Source organism: Halobiforma lacisalsi AJ5 (assembly GCF_000226975.2).
GTDB classification, from domain to species: Archaea; Halobacteriota; Halobacteria; order Halobacteriales; family Natrialbaceae; genus Natronobacterium; species Natronobacterium lacisalsi.
This window is the reverse complement of sequence record NZ_CP019285.1, coordinates 999,709-1,019,326: the sequence shown is the minus strand read 5'-3', so window position 1 is coordinate 1,019,326 and position 19,618 is coordinate 999,709. Positions and strand designations below refer to the sequence as shown.

Genomic DNA, 19,618 nt, shown 5'->3' with positions numbered 1-19,618 from the left:
GGGTCGAAAAATAGTCCAAAAATCGGAATTATCGATGAGCGTCGACAACAGCGGGGTTACTCCCCGGTGTCGTCTTCCTCGTTGTCGTCGTTCTCCTCGCCGTCTTCGCCGTCTTCTTCGTCACCGGAACCGTCCGCTTCCTCGGTTTCTTCTTCGTCTTCCTCATCGTCGCCGAATCCGTCCTCGTCGTCGTCCGCGTCTTCTTCATCGTCGCCGAATCCGTCCTCGTCGCCGTCTGCGTCCTCCTCATCGTCGCCGTCCGCGTCGTCACCCAACCCACCGTCTTCGTCGTCTTCCTCCATGGGGTCGTCGGGATCTTCCTCGCTGACCGGGTTGTTTTCGTCGTCCGTACAACCAGCTACTGCCGCAATCATACCGACACCGAGCGCCTTCGTGAATCGACGTCGATCGAGGATTCGTTCCGTCATAGCCCGTCCGGGGCGACGAGGGACTGGAAAATAAGAGGGAAACTCCGTTTCTACGATTGGTGCTAATTCAGACGAGTTGCCGATTATTACCGTCACGACAAACGAACCGTTGCGTTCGCCAGCGACGTTTCCCCTCGCACAACGATCCGCTCGCAGGGGGAAACGGATCTTTGAACGGCCGGAGGACCCGCTCGTGGGATCCCGCCGAGGGAGTCTCGAGAGGCACAATCGTTCGCCACAGCGGAACCGAGCCGAATCGGAGTTACGATGGCGACAACTTCCGGCCGGCGTACGGGACGTCGCGATCGACGAACACAGTCCTTATGCGGGTGTCGCTGCTATCTCGTCTCGATGCACGTCATCGGAACGGTGGGTCTCCCCGGCAGCGGAAAAGGCGAGGCCGCCACCGTCGCACGCGAGGACGGAATCCCGGTGGTGACGATGGGCGACGTCGTCCGCCAGGAGACGGCCGACCGCGGGCTCGATCCCGCGAAAGACCACGGAAAAGTCGCCCAGGCGCTGCGCGACGAGAACGGCCCGGCCGCGATCGCCGAGCGCTCGTTGCCGATGATCGAGGATCGCCTCGAGGACGGCGACGCGGTGCTTGTCGACGGCATCCGGTCGGGGACCGAGGTCGACGTCTTCGAAGAACGGTTCGGCGACGACTTCACCCTGATCAGTATCGAAGCGCCCTTCGAGGTCCGGGCGGAGCGGATCGACGCCCGCGGGCGGGACGCCGACGAGACCGACGGCGGCGAACCCCTCGCGGCCCGCGACGAGCGCGAGCGCGGGTTCGGGATGGACGACGCCATGGAACGGGCCGACGTCGTCGTCGAGAACACCGGCTCGCTCGAGGCCTTCCACGAGCAGGTTCGGCGAATCATCCGCGAGGGCCCGGAGGCAGTCGCCGACGAGTCCGGGACCGACGCCGAGAACACGGAGGTGCGACAATGAGCGACATCTACCGCGTCGACGTCGAAATCACGGCACCGGTCTACGACACCGAAGTCACGAGTCGGGTCGCCGACGCCGTGAGGAACGTCTTCCCCAACGCCGACCTCGAGGAGGAATTCGGCGAGATCAGGGCCGAGACACACTCATTGGAGCACTTCTCCGACCTGTTGCACCGCCAGGAGATCCTCGACACCGCCCGCGGCGAGTTCTTCGCGAACCGCGACGGGGACACCTTCTCCTTCGCGCTGAAGAAGCAGGCGGCGTTCGAGGACCGGGTGAACTTCTCGGTCGGTGAACCGGACGAACTGGGCGAGATCAGCGTCCGCGTCCGCGTCGAGGAACCGACGGTCGAGGAGTACATCGACCAGATCGCGCCGCCGACGGAGGACGGGCGGCCGGTCGACGGGTAGCGCCGGGAGCCGTTTTCCGTCGTGTCCGAACGCCGACCCGACGACCGGAGGGGAGGCCATAATAGGCCCCGGTCGTGTAAGACGGTACCATGCACGACACGATCCCCGCCGCCGAGATCATGGTCACCGACGTCGTCACGGCCCCGCCGGACGCGAGCGCGACCCGGGCCGCGACCCTGATGCGCGACGAGGGCGTCAGTTCGGTCGTCGTCTGCGGCGGCCGCGACGACGAGCCCGTCGGCATCGTCACCGAAGGCGACTTCGCGACCCAGTTGTGCGAGCGGACGGACCTTGGCCACCTCACGCTCGAGTCGGTCATGTCCGAACCCCTCGAGACGATCACCGAGGAAACGTCCATCGTCGACACCGTCGCCGCCCTCAAAGCCGCGGAGGTCGAACACCTCCCGGTCGTCGACCCCGACTCCGGCGGCCTCGTCGGCATCGTCACCACGACGGAACTCAGCTACTACGTTCCCCACCTGGTTCACCGGGGCCGCGTCGGCGGGATCGACCTCGAGGACGGCCCGCGGCGACGGCAGGTGCGTACTGACACCCAGTACGAGCGCGACGACTGGGAGTTCGAGTACCGCGGCGAGGACGAATCGACCGTCTCGGTCGGCGACTTCGCGCGCTTCTCGAAGGTCCTCTCGGACGAGGACGTCGAGGCGTTCGCCGAGGTCAGCGGGGACACGAACCGGCTTCACCTCGACGATGCCTACGCTCGCGAGACCAGATTCGGCGAGCGGATCGTCCACGGCGTGCTCGCGAACGGCCTCATCAGCGCGGCGCTGGCGAGGCTCCCGGGATTGACGATCTACCTCTCTCAGGAGAGCAGTTTCCACGCGCCGCTGTCGATCGGCGACCGCGTCACCGCCGCCTGCGAGATTAGCGAGGACCTCGGCGGCGAGAAGTACCGGATCGAGACGGTCGTGACCGACGAGGACGACACCGTCGTCCTCGAGGGCGATGCGGTCGTGTTGATCGACGAGATCCCGGCGGTACCGGCGACGGGAGAAGAGTCAGCGACCGCGGAATGAGTGAACGAGTCAGTCCGCGCAGTCGTTTGCCTCCTCGAGCGCATCCTCGGCCTCGTCCCGGTGATCGCGGGCGTCGATCACGTCGCCGTCGGCGGCGGCCGCAGACGCCGCCGCGAAGGAGTCGGCCGCGTCCGCGAAGTTGCGACTCTGGCAGAGCGCGGTCTCGAAGTACGACACGAGCCCGTCCGGCGCGTCTGCTTTCCCGCCGTCACCGGTGAGCGTCCCGGTCGCCGCCTCGAACGCCTCCTCGGCCGTGCGGAACGCCGCCTCCGCTTCCTCGTGGTTCCGCTCGTCGGCCTCGTCCTGCCCGCGCTCGAGGTGTTCGGCCCCGTCGAGGATCGACTCGTAGCCCCCGCCGAGCGTCCGGAGCGAGTCCAGAACCGCACCGAGCCGTTCCGCACCGGCCTCCACCTCGTCGAGATCGACGATCGAGAGTTCCTCCAGGCGATCGGCGGAAAGCGCCTCGAGACCGGCCATCGCCTCGTCGTACCGGTCGGCCGCCGTCCCGAGGTCGGCCGTCCGTTCGTCGAGGATGTCCCGGGCCGTCTCGATGTCGCTGTCCTCCTCGCTCAGGGCCTCGTTGACCGCGTCGATGTCCGCCTCGAGGCTGTCGTCGGCGATCGTCTCCGTCACGTCGATCAGCGCAGCGAGGACGTCGGCGTACCGCCGGAGCGCCTCGATGTCGTCGTCACGGTCCTCGAGTTCCGCCTCCGCCGTGTCGAGGTGGTCACGGGCCGTGTCGAGGTGGTCACGGGGCTCTCCGGGGTCGAACTCGAGGTCGTCGGGGTCGTCGACCTCGCCGACGTCCAGGGCGAGCGCGGCGTTGTTCAGTTCCCCGACCGCGCGATCGAGCGCGCGTTCGCCCGTTCGGTCCGGGACGTCGGCCTCGCCACCGTCGTCGCCGCCGGGGTCGTCGTCCGCGAGTTCGTCGAGACACCCCGCGAGCGACGCCGTTCCGAGCGCCGCGGCGGAGCGAGCCAGATACTGTCGACGGTGCAGACTCATGGTACTCGAGGCTTGGTCTAGCCGTTCTTGAAGGTGGCGGGCGGAGACCTGTCGGTAGCGTGTAACGATCGGAGGGCACTCGAGACGGGAGCGCAAACTGAAACTCGCGAAACGATCGGGGAGCAGCGGTCCTCAGAACGGGCCCATACCGCCCATGCCGCCGCCACCACCGCCGCCCTGCTGCATCTGCTTCATCATGCGCTGCATCTCCTGTTCGGAGCCCATGCCCTGGAACTGCTTGATCGTCTTCTCCATCATCTTGTACTGCTGGAGGAGTTCGCGGACGTCCTCCTCGTCGGTCCCCGAGCCACGTGCGATGCGCTCGATCTGGCTCGCGCCGATGGCCTTCGGGTACTCCTTTTCGGCCTCGGTCATCGAGTCCATGATGACCGAGAACTTCCGCATTCGCTCCTGGGTGACGTCCATCGCGTCGTCGGGCAACTGGTCTTTGATCCCGCCGCCGAAGCCGGGGATCATGTCCATCACCTGGTCGAGCGGCCCCATGTTGTTCATCGCCTCCATCTGTTTCTGCATGTCGTTGAGGGTGAACTGGCCCTGCAGCATGTCCTCGGGGTCCCAGTCGTCCTCCTCGATCTCCGTCTGCTGCATGGCCCGCTCGACGCGCTCGGCGAGCTGGGAGAGGTCGCCCATCCCGAGCAGCCGGGAGATGAAGCCATCGGGCTCGAACCGCTCGACGTCCTGAACTTCCTCACCGGTCCCGAGGAAGGCGATCGACGAGTCGGTCTGGTCGACCGCCGTCAGCGCGCCACCACCCTTCGCCGTCCCGTCGAGCTTGGTGATGACGACGCCGTCGATGCCGATCGACTCGTCGAACTGCTGGGCCTGATCCTTCGCACCCTGACCGATCGCCGCGTCGAGCACGAGCAGGGAGGTGTCGGGTTCGACGACGTCCTCGATCTCCTCGATCTCGTCGATCAGGTCGTCCTCGAGGGCGTGGCGACCCGCCGTGTCCACGATGTGGACGTCGGCGTCTTCGGTCTCCTCCAGGCCCTTCCGGGCGATCTCGACCGGATCGTCGTTGTCGGGGTTGCCGTAGAAGTCGACCTCGGCGCGCTCGGCCATCTCCTTGGCCTGGTCGTACGCGCCGGGCCGGAAGGTGTCGGTCTGGATGACGGCCGGACGCAGCCCCTTCGTCGAGAACCACCAGGCCATCTTCGCGGCGGAGGTGGTCTTCCCGGACCCCTGCAGCCCCGCGAGGAGGATCGTCTGCTCCTCGAGGGGCAGTTCCGTGGAGTCGCCGATGAGTTCGACCAGTTCCTCGTAGACGATACGGAGGACGAAGTCCCGCGCGGGGGTACCGGCGGGTGGCTCCTCCTCCATGGCGCGTTCCTTGATGTTGTCGGACAGCTCCTGCACGAGCGAGATGTCGACGTCGGCGGAGATCAGCGATCGCTGGATCTCCTTGACGATCTCATCGACGTCCTCCTCGCTAATTCGTGACTTCCCGCGGAGCTTGTCGAGGCTGCCCCGCAGAGAACTGCCGAGATCGTCGAGTACCATTTACGGGAGCTACGGGACGACGGCGTTAAAGGCTTTTTCTACGGGCACCCGGATTCGCACGTACGAGAGTAGGGGATCGGCGGGACGGACGTTCGCTCGAGAGCAGTCCCCCACGTCGGGTGGAGGCGTGCGGTCATCGCTCAGGACCGACCGAGATCACCCTCGAGCGAGAGATCGTAGTCCGCTACCACGTCCGCGTCCTCGTAGATCATGATCTCGAACTGCCGGGAAGAGCCGGGAGCCAGTTCCCGGACCGTCTCCTCGTACTCGTTCAGGACGGTCCCTTCGGCGTCGAAGACTCGCACCCGCAGGTCGGCCCTCGAGAGTCGGGAAGCGCCGCGGTTCTCGAGGGTGGCTCGAACGTAGAGCTCCTCGATCACCTCGCGCCCGCTCCCGGTCGCTTCGTCGCCAACGCCGCAGGCGGAGACGCGAAAGTGGTGCCTGACGAGGTCGTCGTCGGCGATCACGAGGTCGGGACCCACATCGGACGAAGCGTCACCGTCGCTCGTTTCGTCGTCCTCCCGTCCCGAATCGGCGGTCGTACAGCCCGCTACCGCGGCCGCCACCGAGACGCCGGTCGTGCGCAACAGCGAGCGTCTGTTCATGGATCGGAAACGTCGAACGGTCCGAAGCGAGGTCTCGACCGACTTCGAGGGCGAGTCGGCACACCCCCGTGCCGTCGAGGCCGGGGCCGCGCCCACCCCTCCCGTCGAGCGATCGAGTCCTGCGTACGGTACCGAATCCTGCGCGTCGAACGGTAAAGAGACTGGTTCGATCGTAGAACGTGCTCGGCGAATCGAACGTCGGCCGAGGTGGCGTCCGACAGGTGGCCGTATCGCCCGCGGTCCGCGTCGGTGCGTATTTCACTCGAGGAGGAGTAGACCGGGGTATGAGCTCCGAGGACTCCGCGGAACACGAGCCCGTCGACCTCGAGGACGTCGACGCCGATCCGTCGGCCTACGACGCGCTCGAGGACGCCGAGGTGGCGATGCGCGTCAACGAACACGGCCTCTACATCGTCGACGACGAGGAGACCGGCGTCTCGAGCCAGGGGGGGACCCCCGAGGAGGCGGTCGCGAACCTGGCCGAGGCCGTCGCCTCACACGAGCAGGCGATGTCCGGCGGTTCGGGCGACGACTGGCTGTAGTTCGGCGCGTCGGTCGACCGGCGGTCGACCACCGGGTGACCCCGTTCTCGTAGCCGAACCCCCAGTTGCAGCCACGCTGCTCGAGCCGGGGGTGTCGCTCGGCGGCAACGCCACGCGCCCGTTTTACCATCCAGTCCGTCGTGGCACGCAGCATGGAAACCCACGAGTACGACCTCGTCGTCGTCGGCGGCGGGTCGGGCAGCCAGGTCGCGACCGCCGCCGCCGACCGTGGTCTCGAGGCGGCCGTCGTCGAACGCGGCCCGCTCGGCGGCGCGTGTATCACCCGGGGCTGTGTCCCGTCGAAGGCGCTCATCCACCGTGCCGACGTCGCGGAGACGGTTCGACACGCCGGGCGCGCGGGCCTCGAGGCCACCCTCGACCTCGAAAGCGTCGCCTACGGCGAGATCACCGACGCGGTCCACGAGTTCGTCTACGAGAAGGCCGATCGGCAGGCCGAGAGCCTCGCAGACGCCGACCACGTCGACCTCTACAGGGGAGAGGGGCGGTTCGTCGACGAGCGCGTTCTCGAGGTGGAGCCGGTCGATGTCGCGGACGCGGACGCGGATCGGGTCCGTCGGATCGAGGGTGAACAGGTCGTCGTCGCCGTCGGCGGTCGACCGATGACCCCGCCGATCGACGGCCTCGAGGACGTCGCCTTCCTCACCAGCGACGACGCGCTCTACCTCGACGAGCGACCGGACGAACTCGTGATCGTCGGAGGCGGCTACATCGGGGCCGAACTGGGCTACTTCTTCGGCGCGCTCGGCACCGAGGTGTCGATCGTCGGCCGCAGCGACCGGCTGGTCCCGCGGGAGGACGACGACGTGAGCGAACGGATAACCGACGCGCTCGCGGCGTACTGCGACCTCTACACCGGCCACGAGGCCGCCGGAGTGGAAGCGACGGACGACGGCGTCACCGTGACCGCGGAGTCGGACGACGGGACCGTCGAACTCACCGGCGACGAACTCCTGGTCGCGACCGGCCGGGTCCCGAGCACCGACGCCCTGAACCTCGAGGCGACCGGAATCGAGACCGACGATGCGGGCTACGTCGAGACCGACGCGACGCTCGAGACGACGGTCGACGGCGTCTGGGCGCTGGGCGACGTCGTCGGCGACCAGCCGTACAAACACGCCGCGGACTACGAGGCCTGCGTGGTGGCGGCCAACGCCCTCGATCTCGCGGACGGCGAGCGGACGGTCGACTACGACGCGATGCCCCACGCGATCTTCACCTCGCCGCAGGCGGCGAGCGTTGGAGCGACGGAGGGGGAACTCCGGGAGCAGGACCGTTCCTACGAGTCGGCGACGGTCCCGTTCGACGTCTCGCCGCTCGGGACGATCCGCGACGTCGACGGCCTCGTCAAGGTGCTCGCCTCGCCGGGCGGCGAGATCCTGGGCTGTCACGTCGTCGGTCCGGAGGCCTCCGCGCTGATCCAGGAGGTCGTCGTCGCGATGGACCGCGGGACGGGCACTGTCGCGGACGTCGCGGAGACGGTCCACGTCCACCCGGCGCTCTCGGAGTCGCTCGAGGCTGCGTTCGAAGAACTCGCCGGCCTCGAGGTTTCGACGGCGCCGGACTGGCGGGACGTGGGGGACTGATACGGATTGCTGTAACTGTTTACAGGTGCAACCGCAGGACGGTCGCGGTTGCGCCGGTAATGACTTACAGTAGTCCGTATGACGGGTCTCGTCGAGACGGCTCGAGGCCGGTAACAGTGGTGTCACGTGATTGGTTCCGGGTCCCTGCTAGGTTGATACGGCTGCGGTAACATAATGTAACCGTGAGCAACGATACTGACGACACGGCGTCCGAAGACGCATCGGTTCTCGTCGTCGGCGGCGGCCCCGCCGGCCTCAGTGCGGCCCTGTTCGCGGCGAAGAACGGCCTCGAGACGACCGTTTTCGACGGCGACGACACATGGATGCACAAGGCCCACCTGTTCAACTACCTGGGAATCGGCTCGGTCGGCGGCAGCGAGTTCATGGCGACCGCCCGCCAGCAGGTCGACGACTTCGGCGCGGACCGACGGCAGGGCGAAGAAGTGACGTCTGTGCGCGAGACGGCCGACGGCTTCGCGGTCGAGACCGACGAAGGCGAACACGAGTACGAGGGCGACTACCTCGTCCTCGCGACGGGTGCGAACCGCGACCTCGCCGAGGAACTCGGCTGTGCGTTCACCGACGAGGAGGTCGTCGACGTCGGCGTCGACATGGAGACGACCGTCGAGGACGCCTACGCGACGGGCGCGATGGTCCGACCCGAAGAGTGGCAGGCCGCCATCGCGGTCGGGGACGGCGCGGCCGCCGCACTGAACATCCTGTCGAAGGAGCAGGGTGAACACTACCACGACTTCGACGTCCCGGCCGACGCCGAGCGGCTCTTCGGCGAGGAGCTCGCGGAGTGACCATGTCCGGAGACGACTCGAGCGCCGGCGAGGCGCCAGTCACGCCCGACCTCCCCGACAGCCCGTTCCACACGACGGGAACCGATCACATCACGATCTGGGGGAGCAACGAGGAGGACACGATCGAGTTCTACCGCGACCTCCTCGGGATGCCGCTGGTGCTTCGCCAGCCGAACCTGGACGACCCCTCCCAGACGCACCTGTTCTTCGACACCGGCGACGGACGCATCCTGACGTTCTTCGTCGGCGATCGGCCGTCCGCCCGCGGCCAGCGCGGCGGCGTCGGGGCCGTCCACCACCTCTGTTTCAGCGTCGATCCCGACGAGTACGAGGACGTGATGGACTCCCTCGAGGAGGCCGACCACGGCTACAACGTCTTCGATCGGGGCATCTTCCACTCGATCTACACCCGGGACAACAACGGGCTGGTGATCGAACTCTCGACGGACAAGTACGAGATTCCCGACGACCGCCGCGGCGAGGTGCTGGCGAAGGCCCAGGAGTTGCGCGAGGCGGACGGGGCCGATTACGCCAAGGACGAACACCTCCGGGGAGCGATCGAGGCGCTCGGCCTCGAGGTCGTCGAACACGACCTCCCCGAGGCGAGTGCCGGCGTCGGAGGCGTCGAATGAGCCCGCCCGGTCGGGGGCCCAATACGGGACACCAGGGCGACGACCCCCACGGCGACCAGCCGCTCGTCACCGCCGGCACGGAACTCGAGGACGCCGAGGCCGCCGTCGTCCTCGTTCACGGCCGCGGCGCGACCGCACGGGGCATCGTCGGGATGGCCGACGAGATCCACCGCGAGGGCGTCGCCTTCCTCGCCCCGCAGGCGGCGGGCAACACCTGGTACCCGAACTCGTTTCTCGCGCCCGTCGAGCGAAACGAGCCCGGCCGAACCTCAGGCCTGAACGCGATCGAGGACGCGATCGGCGAGGCCGCCGACGCCGGCGTTCCGGCCGAGCGCGTCCTCGTGCTGGGGTTCTCCCAGGGAGCTTGTCTCGCCAGCGAGTTCGTCGCGCGCAACCCCCGCCGGTACGGCGGCCTCACCGCGTTGAGCGGGGGGCTCATCGGCGAGGAACTGGACGGCCCCGGCGCGTACGCGAGCGAGGGGACTCTCGAGGGCACCCCGGCTTTCCTGGGCTGCAGCGACAGCGATCCCCACATCCCCGAGGAACGGGTCCACGAGACGGCCGCGGTGCTCGAAGAACTGGACGCGGACGTGACGACGCGCATCTACGAGGGAATGGGCCACGGCGTCAACCGCGACGAACTGGCCCACGTCAGCGAGCTCGTCGCGGATCTAGTCGAGCGGTAGTCGGCGTCAGACGAGCGGTTCGACCAGTTCCTCGCCCGCCTCGAGCAGTTCGCCGACCCGTTCCTCGTCGGTCGCCTCGGCGTAGACCCGCAGGACCGGCTCGGTCCCGCTCGGACGCACCAGCAGCCAGGAGCCGTCCGACAGGAGGAGTTTGAACCCGTCGGCCGTGTTGACGTCCTCGACGTCGACGCCGGCGACGGCGTCGGGGATCCCCTCGCCCAGGTCGTCGATCACCCGCGCCTTCTCGTGGTCCGGACAGGGGACGCTCGTCTTGTCCTGGACGACGGTCCCGTGGTCCTCGAGGATGCGGTCGATCCGGTCATCGAGCGGTTCGTCGGCGTGCATCGCTGCCGCGAGCAGCGCCAGCAGGACGCCGTCCTTCTCGCGGACGTGGCCGCGGATCGTGAACCCGCCGGACTCCTCGCCGCCGACGAGAGCGTCGCCGTCGGCCATCGCCTCGGCGACCCACTTGAAGCCGACCGGGACCTCGCGAACCGTCTCGCCGTGGGCCTCGGCGACCCGGTCGATCAGGTACGTCGTCGACACGGTTCGGACCGCGGGGCCGGAAGCGTCCTCGAGCAGGTAGTCGTACAGCGCGGCGAAAAACAGGTTCTCGTCGAGGTAGCCCCGCTCGGGCGTAACGACGGCGATCCGGTCGGCGTCGCCGTCGTTGGCGACACCCAGGTCCGCGTCGCCGCTCGTGACGCGGTCGATCAGCTCCTCGAGGTTCTCCGGCGCGGGTTCGGGCGCACCGCCGCCGAACTCGGGGTCGCGATCACAGCGCAGTCGCTCGACCGAGAGGCCGGCGCGCTCGAGGACGGCGTCGGTCGTTCCGCGGCCGCTGCCGTGCATGGCGTCGTAGGCGACCGCCAGGTCGGCATCGGAGAGGTCGGCGGTTCCGGTCACCGACTCGACCAGATCGAAGACGGCGTCGGCGTGGGGCGTCGCGAGGTCGACCTCGCGGACGGTGCCGTGTTCGCTCTCGGGGAGCGGGTCCGGCTCCGCGAGTCGGTCCGCGATGGCGTCGGTCACCTCGGGGAGCGCCGGTGCGCCGTCGTCGGGGATGAACTTCACGCCGTTGTACTCCGGCGGGTTGTGCGAGGCGGTGATCGCGAGCCCGCCCGCGAGGTCCCGTTCGACGATGGCGTGGGCGATAAGCGGCGTCGGCCGGTCGCGCTCGGGAACGAGGACGTCGAACCCGTTCGCACACAGCACCCGGGCGAGTTCCTCCGCGAACCCCCGCGAACTCTCGCGGGCGTCGTACCCGATCACGACCGGCGCGTCGGCCCCCTCGTCCGTGAGATAGGTCGCGACCGCCTGGCCCACCATCCGGACCCGCGGCGTCGTGAACTCCTCTAACGTCGCCCGCCAGCCGTCGGTACCGAAACTGATCGTCTCCGTCTCCATACCCGTTCATCACCGCGCGGTTCGAAAAAACCGACGCCCCCGGATTGCCGACGGCGACGGAAAGCGCCGCCGATTTCCGGATCGATCCCGTACTGGGTGGCATGACGTCCCCTGAATCTCCCGCCTCGCCGCCTTCCGAGCGTCCGACCGTCGTCGCCGTCAGCGGCAGCCGCCGCGAGGGGAGCTACACCCGGACCGCCCTCCAGTACGCGCTCCGGGCCGCCGCGGACGCCGGCGCCGAGACTCGCCTGCTCGACCTCCGCGAGTACGACCTGCCGGTCTACGATCCCGACCTCGAGGACACAGAGCAGGGTGACGCCCTCGAACTTCAGCGTCTCGTCCGCGAGGCCGACGCCGTCGCCCTCGGGACGCCGGTCTACCACGGCTCTTACTCGGGGGCGCTGAAGAACTTCCACGACTACTGCGGGTTTGACGAGTACGAGGACACGACCGTCGGCCTGCTCGCGACCGCTGGCGGCGGCAGCTACGGTTCGACGCTGGATCACCTCCGGATCACCGTGCGAGGAGTCCACGGCTGGGTACTCCCCCATCAGGTCGGGATCCGGAACGCCTCGAGTCGGATCGTCGACGTCGAGAACGACGACCCGGACGCGATCGAGGGCCGGGCGTTCGCCGAAGGGAACGCGGATCTGCGGGACCGCGTCGAGAAACTCGGTCGGATGCTCGTCGAGTACGCCGCCATCGAACCCGACGTGAGTTCGGCTCGAGCCGACGCCGACGACTGAATCGGATTGCTGGACCGATAGACCTGCGCAACCCCGGCCAGGTCACGGTCGTGCCATGCACGACGACGGGGGCGACCACGAAACGAGAATTTTCGATACGGACTGAACGGACATGGCGACCCGTAGCGGTGGCACTCGCCCGGATAGCAGTACGCGACACCGAGAGCGCTGCTTTCGACACACGCTCGATGACGACCCGACGAGTGACCCACCGATAGATTGAAGCCATATCGAATAATATCGATTCGTATGTCGCTAATCGATCGTCTGATCAGCGTCGTATCGAACGAAAGTAGCGATAAAGACGACAGCTGCTGTGATATGCAGATCGAAGAAATAGACTCGAACAAAGACTAATCGAATATGTCCGATCTATCCTCGAGCGGCTCGACCGGCGAAACGGAATCGGCAAGCAAGACGCTCCGGCGGCTCGAGAGCGACGAGGGAGGCGAGAGTTGCTGTGACGACCCGATCCTGGAGTCTCGCCGCGCGGACGACGAAACCGTCGCCGCCGAACTGGCGGTGTTCAAGACGCTGGCGAACGAGAAGCGGCTCCGGATCGTCGAGGCACTCCGGGACGGCGAACTCTGTGCCTGTGAACTGGAGGCCATTCTGGACGCGCCCCAGTCGACGGTCTCGTCACACCTCTCGCGGCTCCGCGAGGGGGGAATCCTCAACACCCGGAAGGAGGGGAAGTGGACCTACTACAGGATCGCCGACACGGCCAGCCTCCAGTTGCTCGACCTGGCCGCGGCGCTGGGTGACGACTCGTGATCCCCGCGGGCTACGAGACCGCGCTGCTCGAGTCCTGGGAGTACTTCCTCCACCTCGCGATAGTGCTCGCGCCGCTGTTTATCGCGGCGTCGTTCGTGGTCGGACTCGCCCAGGAGTACCTGCCGCCCGAACGCGTCGAGGCGGTGCTCCGCTCGCACGACAGGGGCAGCGGGAACGTCCTCGCGGCCGTGCTCGGCGCGGTCACCCCGTTCTGTTCGTGTTCGACGGTCCCCGTTCTCGCCGGGCTGTTGGGCGCCGGTGCGCCCCTCGGCACGTCGTTTTCGTTCCTGCTCGCGTCGCCGATCGTCAACTGGATCGCGGTGTTTCTGCTGCTGGGTCTCTTCGGCGCGAACGTCGCGATCGCCTACGTCACCGCGGCGCTTCTCGCAGCGATCGTCGGCGGCCTCGTCATCGGCAGCCTGGACCTCGAGCACTACGTCAAAGAGGTCCGGATCACCGCCGGCGGACGTGAGATCACGACCGACGGGGGAACGGCGACGGCGTGTGGCTGCGACGGGGCGACGACGGCGGAGCGAACCCATCGCGACCGGATCACCGCTGCCGCACGGGGTGCGCTCTCCTTTTTCCGGGACACGCTGCCGTACATCGTCGTCGGCATCGCGATCGGTGCGCTCATCCACGGAGCAGTGCCGGAAACCGTTCTCCAGCGGGTCGCCGGACCGGAGAACCCGCTCGCGACCCCGCTTGCCGCGCTCGCGGGTGCGCCGGTGTACGTGAGCATCAGCGGGATGCTCCCGATCGCTCACTCGCTGGCCGAACAGGGGATCCCGATCGGAACGGTGATCGCGTTCGTGATCGGCGGCGCTGGGGTCAGTATCCCGAACCTGATCCTGCTGAACAAGCTCTTCGAGCGTCGGCTGCTCGTCATCTACGCCGGGACAGTCGTCGCGATCGGCGTGGCCGTCGGCGTCCTCTTCAACACCGTGCTGGCCGGCGTGGTGTGAACCGCCTCGCGAAAGCGGTCACGCCCTCCCGGAATCGAGTCCGACCAGCCGTTCTTTCTCCCGGCGACTCAGTTGCTTGATCTCGTACTCTCGAGACATCGCCGCCGAACGGGTCTCGTACCGTTCGTGATGGACCAGTTCGACCGGCGTACGACCTCGCGTGTACTTCGCCCCCTCGCCGGCGTCGTGTTCCGCGACGCGTCGCTCGAGGTCGGTCGTGTATCCGGTGTACAGGGAGCCGTCGGCACACTCGAGGACGTAAACGACGTAGTCGTCCGCCATCGGACCGCCGTACGGCGGCCGTCATCAAAAGCATCCGGATCGGGCGGACGAACGGGGGCGCGTGATCGTCGTTATCGCGGTTTTGCGCGATCGGTTTCGGTCGGACGGTACAGCGGAGATCAGGCGCCGCGAACGCGTTTTCTCGCGGCTTCCGCGATACCAGCGTTCGCGGAGCAGCTTACACACGCGTGAATTTCGCCGTGCTCGTCGGCGAAGACACGTGCAAAGCGTTCGGAGACGTGCGCGCCGCAGTGGTCACACTTGGGCATTGGGCACACCGGCCGAAGCCGGTACCTGCTGGTATTCGCCGTGTGCTTAAAAACGCTTTCCCAAACGAAGTTTGGATTCCCGAATCAGAATAATATCTTGGTGGTACGTTAATCAGGTCGGTCGCGTGCCGAATCGATCGTTCGGGCGATCAGGGTAGCCTGGCCGCCAGCGACGAACCCCGCATCGACGTTGACGGCGGACATGACCGTACACGACTGGAGCATGCCGTACAGCGCCGCCTCGCCGTCGCCGCCGTAGCCGTAGCCGCTCGAGACGGGGAGGCCGATGACCGGTGTATCGACCAGTCCCGCGATCACCGTCGGCAACGCACCTTCGCGGCCGGCGGCGACGATCAACACGTCGGCCTCACGGAACCGATCGGCCTGATCGAGTGTGCGGTCGAGCGCCGCGACCCCGACGTCGTCGACCCGGTCGATCGTCGCGCCCGCGTCGCGACAGACGAGCTCCGCCTCGTCGGCGACCGCCTGGTCGACGGTCCCCGCGGTGACGATCCCAACCGTCGCTGACAGCGAGGGTCGCTCCCGGTCCGGCGTCTCGATCAGTGCGGCGTCGCTTCGGCGTTCGACGGTCGCGTCGGGGAACGACTCGCCGATAGCGGACTCGAGGGCGGCGATCTGTCGGTCCGAGAGTCGCGTCAGGAGGGCCCGATCGGTCGTCTCGAGAGCCGTCTCGGCGAGTTCGACTACCTGTTCCGGGGACTTCCCCTCGGCGAGAATCGCCTCGGGGATCCCGCGTCGGTGCTCCCGGGCTGCGTCGAACCGGCCGGCATCGCCGGTCACGTACCCCTTGAGTTCGGCCTCGGCCTCGGCTGGCGACAGCGAGCCGTCGGCGACGGCATCGAGGAGTTCGCGCATACCTCACGTCGTCGGCGGACGTATTCGAATCCGTCGACTACCGATCGATCGGTCCGGGCGAACGCGAGAGCGGCCCCCGTCGCGGCGGAACCCGCGCGAGCGGCCATCCCTGGCGCGCGCGAGCCGGAATAGCCGATTTCGAGGCCGGGGATCGTGGGCGCGCGATTCATCGGACATATACTTTCCGGTCACAATGGCCGTCGAAACCGACGAATCAACCCCTACAACCCCGGTATTTCCGCTGATAACCACAACCTTTATACAAGGGAAAGGGAAATCGATACATCGTATGGCAGACCTTATCGTCAAAGCCGCTGTCAAGGAAGCGCTCGATGACAAGAACGTCGCTTCGGACTTCTACGAAGCACTCGACGAGGAAGTCGACGAGCTTCTCGAAGACGCCGCCCGACGCGCGGAAGCCAACGACCGGAAGACGGTCCAGCCCCGCGACCTGTAAGGAGTCGGACCGCCGTTTTCGTTTTTTCGTGCCGAACTATCCTACTCGATCCCCGTAGTCGCCCGTATCGCCATTCCTGACAGCTGGGAACGGTCCCCTTGACGTATCGGCCGGGAGCGCGACGTATCGTGTATGACGAGCGTCCACTCACCCCCGTCGGACGCGTGGGACCCCAGCCGGTGTACCCGAACGGAGCACTGTCCGCCCCGCTGCCCCCGGTTCGTCGACAAGGAGGGCCGCGCCATGCTGGTTCGTCGCGTCGAACCGGGCGACCGTGACCGGCTGCTGGAGATGTACGAGCGGTTCGACGACTCCTACCGGGCCCAGGGACTCCCGCCGATGTCGGCGGACCGCCGCGAGGAGTGGCTCTCGCGGATGCTCGAGGAGGGACGGAACTTCGTCGCCGACCTCGAGGGAACGCTCGTCGGCCACGCGTTCTACACGCCGGCCGACCACGCGGAGCCGGAACTGGCGGTGTTCGTCCATCAGGACTACCACGGCCGCGGGATCGGGACGGAACTGTGCAAACGCATCGTCGCGAGCGGCGCGGCGACCGACCGGGACGCGATCGTCCTCGAGGTCGAGCGAAGCAACCGCGTTGCCGTCCACGTCTACCGGAAACTGGGGTTCGAGACGGTCAGGGACGGCCGCGAACTCTTCATGCGGCGCTCGCTCGAGGAGGAGTCGGAAAACCCGTTCCCGCGGCCGTCGCCGGCCGGAGCCTGACAGCGACGCAACGCAGAACTACCCCGAACGGGACTCGAGATACTCCTTCGTTCGCCCGAGGACGACGTGGTCCGCCTCCCGCAGGTCCGCGACCGACGCCGAGCCCGTGACGAACATCGCCGTCCGCAACTCGAGTTCGAGGGTCTCGATCAGGTCGACGACCGCCTCGGTGCCCTGCCCGGCCGGACCGAGGAACGGCTTCGCGAGGCCGCCGGCGCTTGCACCCAGCGCGATCGCCTTCGCGATGTCCAGCCCCGAGCGGACGCCGCCGCTGGCGATGACGGTGTCGTGTTCCGACGCGGCTTCGACGGTGCTGACCGCGGTCGGGACGCCCCACGCGCGGAACAGCTTCCCGATCTCCTCCTGGCGGTCGGCCCCGACCGCCGCGGCGCGGTAGGACTCGATGCCGGACCACGTCGTCCCGCCCTGGCCGGCGACGTCGATGGCGTCGACGCCGGCGTCGGCGAGTCGCCGCGCCGTATCCCGGGCGATCCCGTTGCCCGTCTCCTTGACGATCACCGGCACCGACAGCCCGTCGGCGACCCGTTCGATCGCCTCGAGACAGCCCCGCGCATCGACGTCGCCCTCCGGCTGGACGGCCTCCTGCAGGAAGTTCAGGTGGACGGCGATCGCGTCGGCCTCGATCATGTCGACGGCCGCCTCGACGTCCTCGAGGTCGTACTCGAGCAACTGGGCTGCGCCGACGTTGCCGTAGAGGAAGGCGTCGGGGGCGACGTCGCGGACGACGGTGTAGGACTCGAGCAACTCCTCGTCGTCCAGTTCGAGGCCGGCGCGCTGGCTGCCGACGCCCATCGCGACGTTCGTCACCTGGGCGGCCTCGGCCAGTGCCCGGTTGATCTTCGTCGTGTTCGGGTGGCCGCCGGTCATGCTCTCGATGACGATCGGGGCCGCGAGTTCGTGCCCGAACAGCGTCGTCGTCGTGTCTATCTCGTCGCGGTGGACCTCCGGGAGCGCCTCGTGGACGAGTTCGACGTCGGCGAAACCGGTTCCCGACGTCTCGACGTCTTCTTCCTCGATGATGCGGATGTGGTCGTCTTTCCTGTCGGATGTCTCGGGCATCGAATCGTCTCCACTGGAACTGCGAGCGACGGGGTTGAAAAGGTTTCACTGTCCGTTCGCGGCCGAAGCCGATCCGCAACTATGCACCTGCGAGCCCAGGTTTTTCCGATCCGCCGGTGACGTTCCGCCATGCTCCGCCCGCTGCTGATCGCCTTCGGCCTGTACGAGATCGCCAAACCGGAACCAGTGATCGACGCCTGCGAACGGATCGGCCTCGCTAACCCCGAGGACGTGGATCGGCGCCCGTGGGCGCTGTGGGGCGCTCGAGCCGAGGGCCTCGCGTTCGTCTGGCTGCTGGCCCGCCGAGAATCGGGCTCGCGAATCGTCAACGCCGCGCTCGCGCTCGCCGGCGCGGTGCTCGTGTTCGTCCCCGATCCCGTCATCGAACTCAGCCAGACGCTCGTCTACGAGAACACCGAGGACCTCGAGTTGAAGCCGTGGGTGAAGCCGGCGGCCCGGCTACTGGGAGTGCTGTATCTGATCGTCGTCGCCCTCTCGGCCCGGAGCGGACCGGACGAGGTCGAGAGCGACGAGACTGCCGAATCGGAGTGACCCGCCCGGCGACTTTTTCTCCGCCACCGTCGAAGGGAGCCCATGCTCCTCCCGCTGGCGATCGGCTTCGGCCTGCTCGAGATCCTCGCACCGGAACGGATCGTCGAACCCGCGGAACGGCTCGCCTTCGAGAACCCGGAGGACGGACGGCTCCGTCCCTGGACGCTGCCGATGGCCCGTCTCGAGGGGCTGGCGTTCCTGTGGCTGCTCGTCCGGCCGGATCGGAATCAGGATCGGGACCGGGACCGGGACCGGAGGCTCTCGGGACTCCAGTCCCTCCTGGGCGCGTTCGGGGCCGTGCTGGCACTGGCGCCGCGGACGACCCTCGAGTTCTTCCTCGGCGTCGCCTACGAGAACGCCGCGGACCTCGAGACGAAACCGTGGGTGGTGCCGGCGACGCGGCTGCTCGGTGCCCTGTATCTGGCCGTCGGGCTGTTCGCCGCCCGCACCGACGCTCCGGAAGGCGACCGATAGGAAGGGAACTACCCCGCAAGCGTCGAAAGCCGTGCCCGGATCGTGTCGACGATCGACTCCTGGGACGGCCGGGCCTCGATCAGAGTGAGAATGCCCAGCGCGCGCGTCTCGGCCTCGCGGACCGGCAGGCCGGTCCGCAAGACGAGTTCCAGCGGCTCCTGGTTCCACCGACAGCCCGCGGAGGCGTAGTGGACGTCCGCGAACCGGTCCTGAAAGCGAGCGATCGGCCCGACGTCACTGCGTCCGTGTTCGAACAGCAGGATCCGTCCCCCCGGCCGACACACCCTGTCCATCTCCTCGAGAGCCGCGACGGGGTCCGGGAACGTACAGGTCGACAGCGACGAGATCACGGTGTCGAAGCTGTCGTCGTCGAACGCGAGATCCTGGGCGTCCATCCGGCGAACCGTCCCGTCGACCTCGAGGTCGCCGAGCCGGTCCCGTGCGCTCGATAGCATCTCCGGGCTGATGTCGATCCCCACGAGGTCGACGTCAGACGGGAGATACGGGAAGTTCACCCCGTTCCCGCAGGCGACGTCGAGGACGCGCCCCGACGCGTCGCCGAACAGTTCGCGGCGATACCGGCCGGTGAGCCGCCGTTCGAGCCAGTCGAACCGATCCATCCACGGGGCACAGTCGGCGTACGAGTCGCGGATCTCCTCGAGCGACATCGGACGCGGGCCGGCCGGCTCCCCGGCCGAACCGGTCGTATGCGAGGACATGCCACGACCTTCGATTCCGATGGTAATAGAGTCCCAGGCTCGTTCTCAGGGCGAACAGCGC

The 19,618-nt window shown here is 67.6% G+C and carries 25 protein-coding genes; 15 read left to right on the top strand and 10 right to left on the bottom strand.

Features of this window, described 5'->3' with window-relative positions; genetic code table 11:
* Positions 1-56 precede the first annotated feature (56 nt).
* Positions 57-374, bottom strand: a complete 318-nt coding sequence (locus CHINAEXTREME_RS04820) for a hypothetical protein (protein ID WP_338013391.1) — start codon at positions 372-374, stop codon at positions 57-59.
* A 405-nt stretch (positions 375-779) separates the two neighbouring features.
* Here CHINAEXTREME_RS04820 and CHINAEXTREME_RS04815 point away from each other — a divergent pair, with 405 nt between their 5' ends.
* From CHINAEXTREME_RS04815 to CHINAEXTREME_RS04805, 3 genes are all read left to right on the top strand, one after another.
* Complete coding sequence (locus CHINAEXTREME_RS04815; RefSeq protein ID WP_007141342.1) at positions 780-1,382, top strand: AAA family ATPase; 603 nt, start codon at positions 780-782, stop codon at positions 1,380-1,382.
* Entirely contained in the window at positions 1,379-1,792 is a 414-nt protein-coding gene (locus CHINAEXTREME_RS04810; RefSeq protein WP_007141341.1) for an RNA-binding domain-containing protein, read from the top strand. Before CHINAEXTREME_RS04815 ends, CHINAEXTREME_RS04810 begins: the two co-directional genes overlap by 4 nt.
* A gap of 89 nt (positions 1,793-1,881) precedes the next feature.
* Complete coding sequence (locus tag CHINAEXTREME_RS04805; RefSeq protein ID WP_007141340.1) at positions 1,882-2,829, top strand: CBS domain-containing protein; 948 nt, start codon at positions 1,882-1,884, stop codon at positions 2,827-2,829.
* Between the two features lie 9 nt (positions 2,830-2,838).
* Here the strand turns inward: CHINAEXTREME_RS04805 and CHINAEXTREME_RS04800 are convergent, their stop codons facing one another.
* The 3 genes from CHINAEXTREME_RS04800 to CHINAEXTREME_RS04790 all read right to left on the bottom strand — a co-directional run bounded on the left by CHINAEXTREME_RS04800 (position 2,839) and on the right by CHINAEXTREME_RS04790 (position 5,960).
* Complete coding sequence (locus CHINAEXTREME_RS04800) at positions 2,839-3,834, bottom strand: hypothetical protein (protein WP_007141339.1); 996 nt, start codon at positions 3,832-3,834, stop codon at positions 2,839-2,841.
* A 132-nt stretch (positions 3,835-3,966) separates the two neighbouring features.
* Entirely contained in the window at positions 3,967-5,355 is a 1,389-nt protein-coding gene (locus CHINAEXTREME_RS04795; RefSeq protein WP_007141338.1) for a signal recognition particle protein Srp54, read from the bottom strand.
* A gap of 140 nt (positions 5,356-5,495) precedes the next feature.
* Complete coding sequence (locus tag CHINAEXTREME_RS04790) at positions 5,496-5,960, bottom strand: FxLYD domain-containing protein (protein WP_238593346.1); 465 nt, start codon at positions 5,958-5,960, stop codon at positions 5,496-5,498.
* 284 nt (positions 5,961-6,244) lie between these two features.
* Here CHINAEXTREME_RS04790 and CHINAEXTREME_RS04785 point away from each other — a divergent pair, with 284 nt between their 5' ends.
* The 5 genes from CHINAEXTREME_RS04785 to CHINAEXTREME_RS04765 all read left to right on the top strand — a co-directional run bounded on the left by CHINAEXTREME_RS04785 (position 6,245) and on the right by CHINAEXTREME_RS04765 (position 10,230).
* Complete coding sequence (locus CHINAEXTREME_RS04785; RefSeq protein ID WP_007141336.1) at positions 6,245-6,502, top strand: type II toxin-antitoxin system HicB family antitoxin; 258 nt, start codon at positions 6,245-6,247, stop codon at positions 6,500-6,502.
* Between the two features lie 152 nt (positions 6,503-6,654).
* The gene (locus CHINAEXTREME_RS04780; protein WP_007141335.1) at positions 6,655-8,106 is read left to right on the top strand and encodes a dihydrolipoyl dehydrogenase family protein; all 1,452 of its coding nucleotides are present in this window, start codon (positions 6,655-6,657) and stop codon (positions 8,104-8,106) included.
* A 182-nt stretch (positions 8,107-8,288) separates the two neighbouring features.
* The gene (locus tag CHINAEXTREME_RS04775) at positions 8,289-8,912 is read left to right on the top strand and encodes an NAD(P)/FAD-dependent oxidoreductase (protein ID WP_007141334.1); all 624 of its coding nucleotides are present in this window, start codon (positions 8,289-8,291) and stop codon (positions 8,910-8,912) included.
* A 2-nt stretch (positions 8,913-8,914) separates the two neighbouring features.
* Positions 8,915-9,544: a VOC family protein gene (locus CHINAEXTREME_RS04770; protein ID WP_007141333.1), complete on the top strand. Its 630-nt coding sequence runs from the start codon at positions 8,915-8,917 to the stop codon at positions 9,542-9,544.
* Complete coding sequence (locus CHINAEXTREME_RS04765) at positions 9,541-10,230, top strand: alpha/beta hydrolase (protein WP_007141332.1); 690 nt, start codon at positions 9,541-9,543, stop codon at positions 10,228-10,230. Before CHINAEXTREME_RS04770 ends, CHINAEXTREME_RS04765 begins: the two co-directional genes overlap by 4 nt.
* A 6-nt stretch (positions 10,231-10,236) precedes the next feature.
* Here the strand turns inward: CHINAEXTREME_RS04765 and CHINAEXTREME_RS04760 are convergent, their stop codons facing one another.
* Positions 10,237-11,637, bottom strand: coding sequence for a phosphoglucomutase/phosphomannomutase family protein (locus tag CHINAEXTREME_RS04760; RefSeq protein ID WP_007141331.1), 1,401 nt, complete (start codon positions 11,635-11,637; stop codon positions 10,237-10,239).
* A 101-nt stretch (positions 11,638-11,738) separates the two neighbouring features.
* On the opposite strand from CHINAEXTREME_RS04760, the gene CHINAEXTREME_RS04755 reads away from it, so the two are divergent.
* The 3 genes from CHINAEXTREME_RS04755 to CHINAEXTREME_RS04745 all read left to right on the top strand — a co-directional run bounded on the left by CHINAEXTREME_RS04755 (position 11,739) and on the right by CHINAEXTREME_RS04745 (position 14,122).
* Entirely contained in the window at positions 11,739-12,383 is a 645-nt protein-coding gene (locus tag CHINAEXTREME_RS04755; RefSeq protein WP_029601418.1) for an NADPH-dependent FMN reductase, read from the top strand.
* A 363-nt stretch (positions 12,384-12,746) separates the two neighbouring features.
* On the top strand, positions 12,747-13,157 hold the full coding sequence (locus tag CHINAEXTREME_RS04750) for an ArsR/SmtB family transcription factor (protein ID WP_007141329.1): 411 nt from the start codon (positions 12,747-12,749) through the stop codon (positions 13,155-13,157).
* Positions 13,154-14,122, top strand: a complete 969-nt coding sequence (locus tag CHINAEXTREME_RS04745; protein ID WP_007141328.1) for a permease — start codon at positions 13,154-13,156, stop codon at positions 14,120-14,122. The genes CHINAEXTREME_RS04750 and CHINAEXTREME_RS04745 overlap by 4 nt, the downstream gene beginning before the upstream one ends.
* A gap of 18 nt (positions 14,123-14,140) precedes the next feature.
* Here CHINAEXTREME_RS04745 and CHINAEXTREME_RS04740 read toward each other — a convergent pair whose 3' ends face one another.
* The 3 genes from CHINAEXTREME_RS04740 to larB form a co-directional block, all read right to left on the bottom strand.
* Positions 14,141-14,404, bottom strand: a complete 264-nt coding sequence (locus tag CHINAEXTREME_RS04740; protein ID WP_007141327.1) for a GIY-YIG nuclease family protein — start codon at positions 14,402-14,404, stop codon at positions 14,141-14,143.
* A 119-nt stretch (positions 14,405-14,523) separates the two neighbouring features.
* A complete protein-coding gene (locus CHINAEXTREME_RS22600; protein ID WP_449289596.1) occupies positions 14,524-14,673 on the bottom strand; it encodes a DUF7563 family protein in 150 nt (49 codons plus the stop codon).
* A gap of 108 nt (positions 14,674-14,781) precedes the next feature.
* A complete protein-coding gene (larB, locus tag CHINAEXTREME_RS04735) occupies positions 14,782-15,549 on the bottom strand; it encodes a nickel pincer cofactor biosynthesis protein LarB (RefSeq protein WP_007141326.1) in 768 nt (255 codons plus the stop codon).
* Between the two features lie 289 nt (positions 15,550-15,838).
* On the opposite strand from larB, the gene CHINAEXTREME_RS04730 reads away from it, so the two are divergent.
* Positions 15,839-16,006, top strand: a complete 168-nt coding sequence (locus CHINAEXTREME_RS04730) for a DUF1931 family protein (protein WP_005578700.1) — start codon at positions 15,839-15,841, stop codon at positions 16,004-16,006.
* Positions 16,007-16,138: 132 nt separating this feature from the next.
* On the top strand, positions 16,139-16,732 hold the full coding sequence (locus tag CHINAEXTREME_RS04725; protein ID WP_010546407.1) for a GNAT family N-acetyltransferase: 594 nt from the start codon (positions 16,139-16,141) through the stop codon (positions 16,730-16,732).
* 18 nt (positions 16,733-16,750) lie between these two features.
* Here CHINAEXTREME_RS04725 and fni read toward each other — a convergent pair whose 3' ends face one another.
* Entirely contained in the window at positions 16,751-17,812 is a 1,062-nt protein-coding gene (gene fni, locus CHINAEXTREME_RS04720) for a type 2 isopentenyl-diphosphate Delta-isomerase (protein ID WP_007141324.1), read from the bottom strand.
* A 129-nt stretch (positions 17,813-17,941) separates the two neighbouring features.
* Between fni and CHINAEXTREME_RS04715 the strand changes: the two genes are divergently transcribed.
* Both CHINAEXTREME_RS04715 and CHINAEXTREME_RS04710 read left to right on the top strand, forming a co-directional pair.
* A complete protein-coding gene (locus tag CHINAEXTREME_RS04715) occupies positions 17,942-18,364 on the top strand; it encodes a hypothetical protein (RefSeq protein ID WP_007141323.1) in 423 nt (140 codons plus the stop codon).
* A gap of 42 nt (positions 18,365-18,406) precedes the next feature.
* Positions 18,407-18,838 (top strand): hypothetical protein, encoded by a 432-nt coding sequence (locus CHINAEXTREME_RS04710; RefSeq protein ID WP_007141322.1) that lies wholly within the window; start codon positions 18,407-18,409, stop codon positions 18,836-18,838.
* An 8-nt stretch (positions 18,839-18,846) separates the two neighbouring features.
* On the opposite strand, the gene CHINAEXTREME_RS04705 is transcribed toward CHINAEXTREME_RS04710, so the two are convergent.
* Positions 18,847-19,557 carry a class I SAM-dependent methyltransferase gene (locus CHINAEXTREME_RS04705; RefSeq protein ID WP_007141321.1) on the bottom strand — a complete coding sequence of 237 codons (711 nt, stop codon included), beginning with the start codon at positions 19,555-19,557 and terminating at the stop codon, positions 18,847-18,849.
* Between the last annotated feature and the right edge of the window lie 61 nt (positions 19,558-19,618).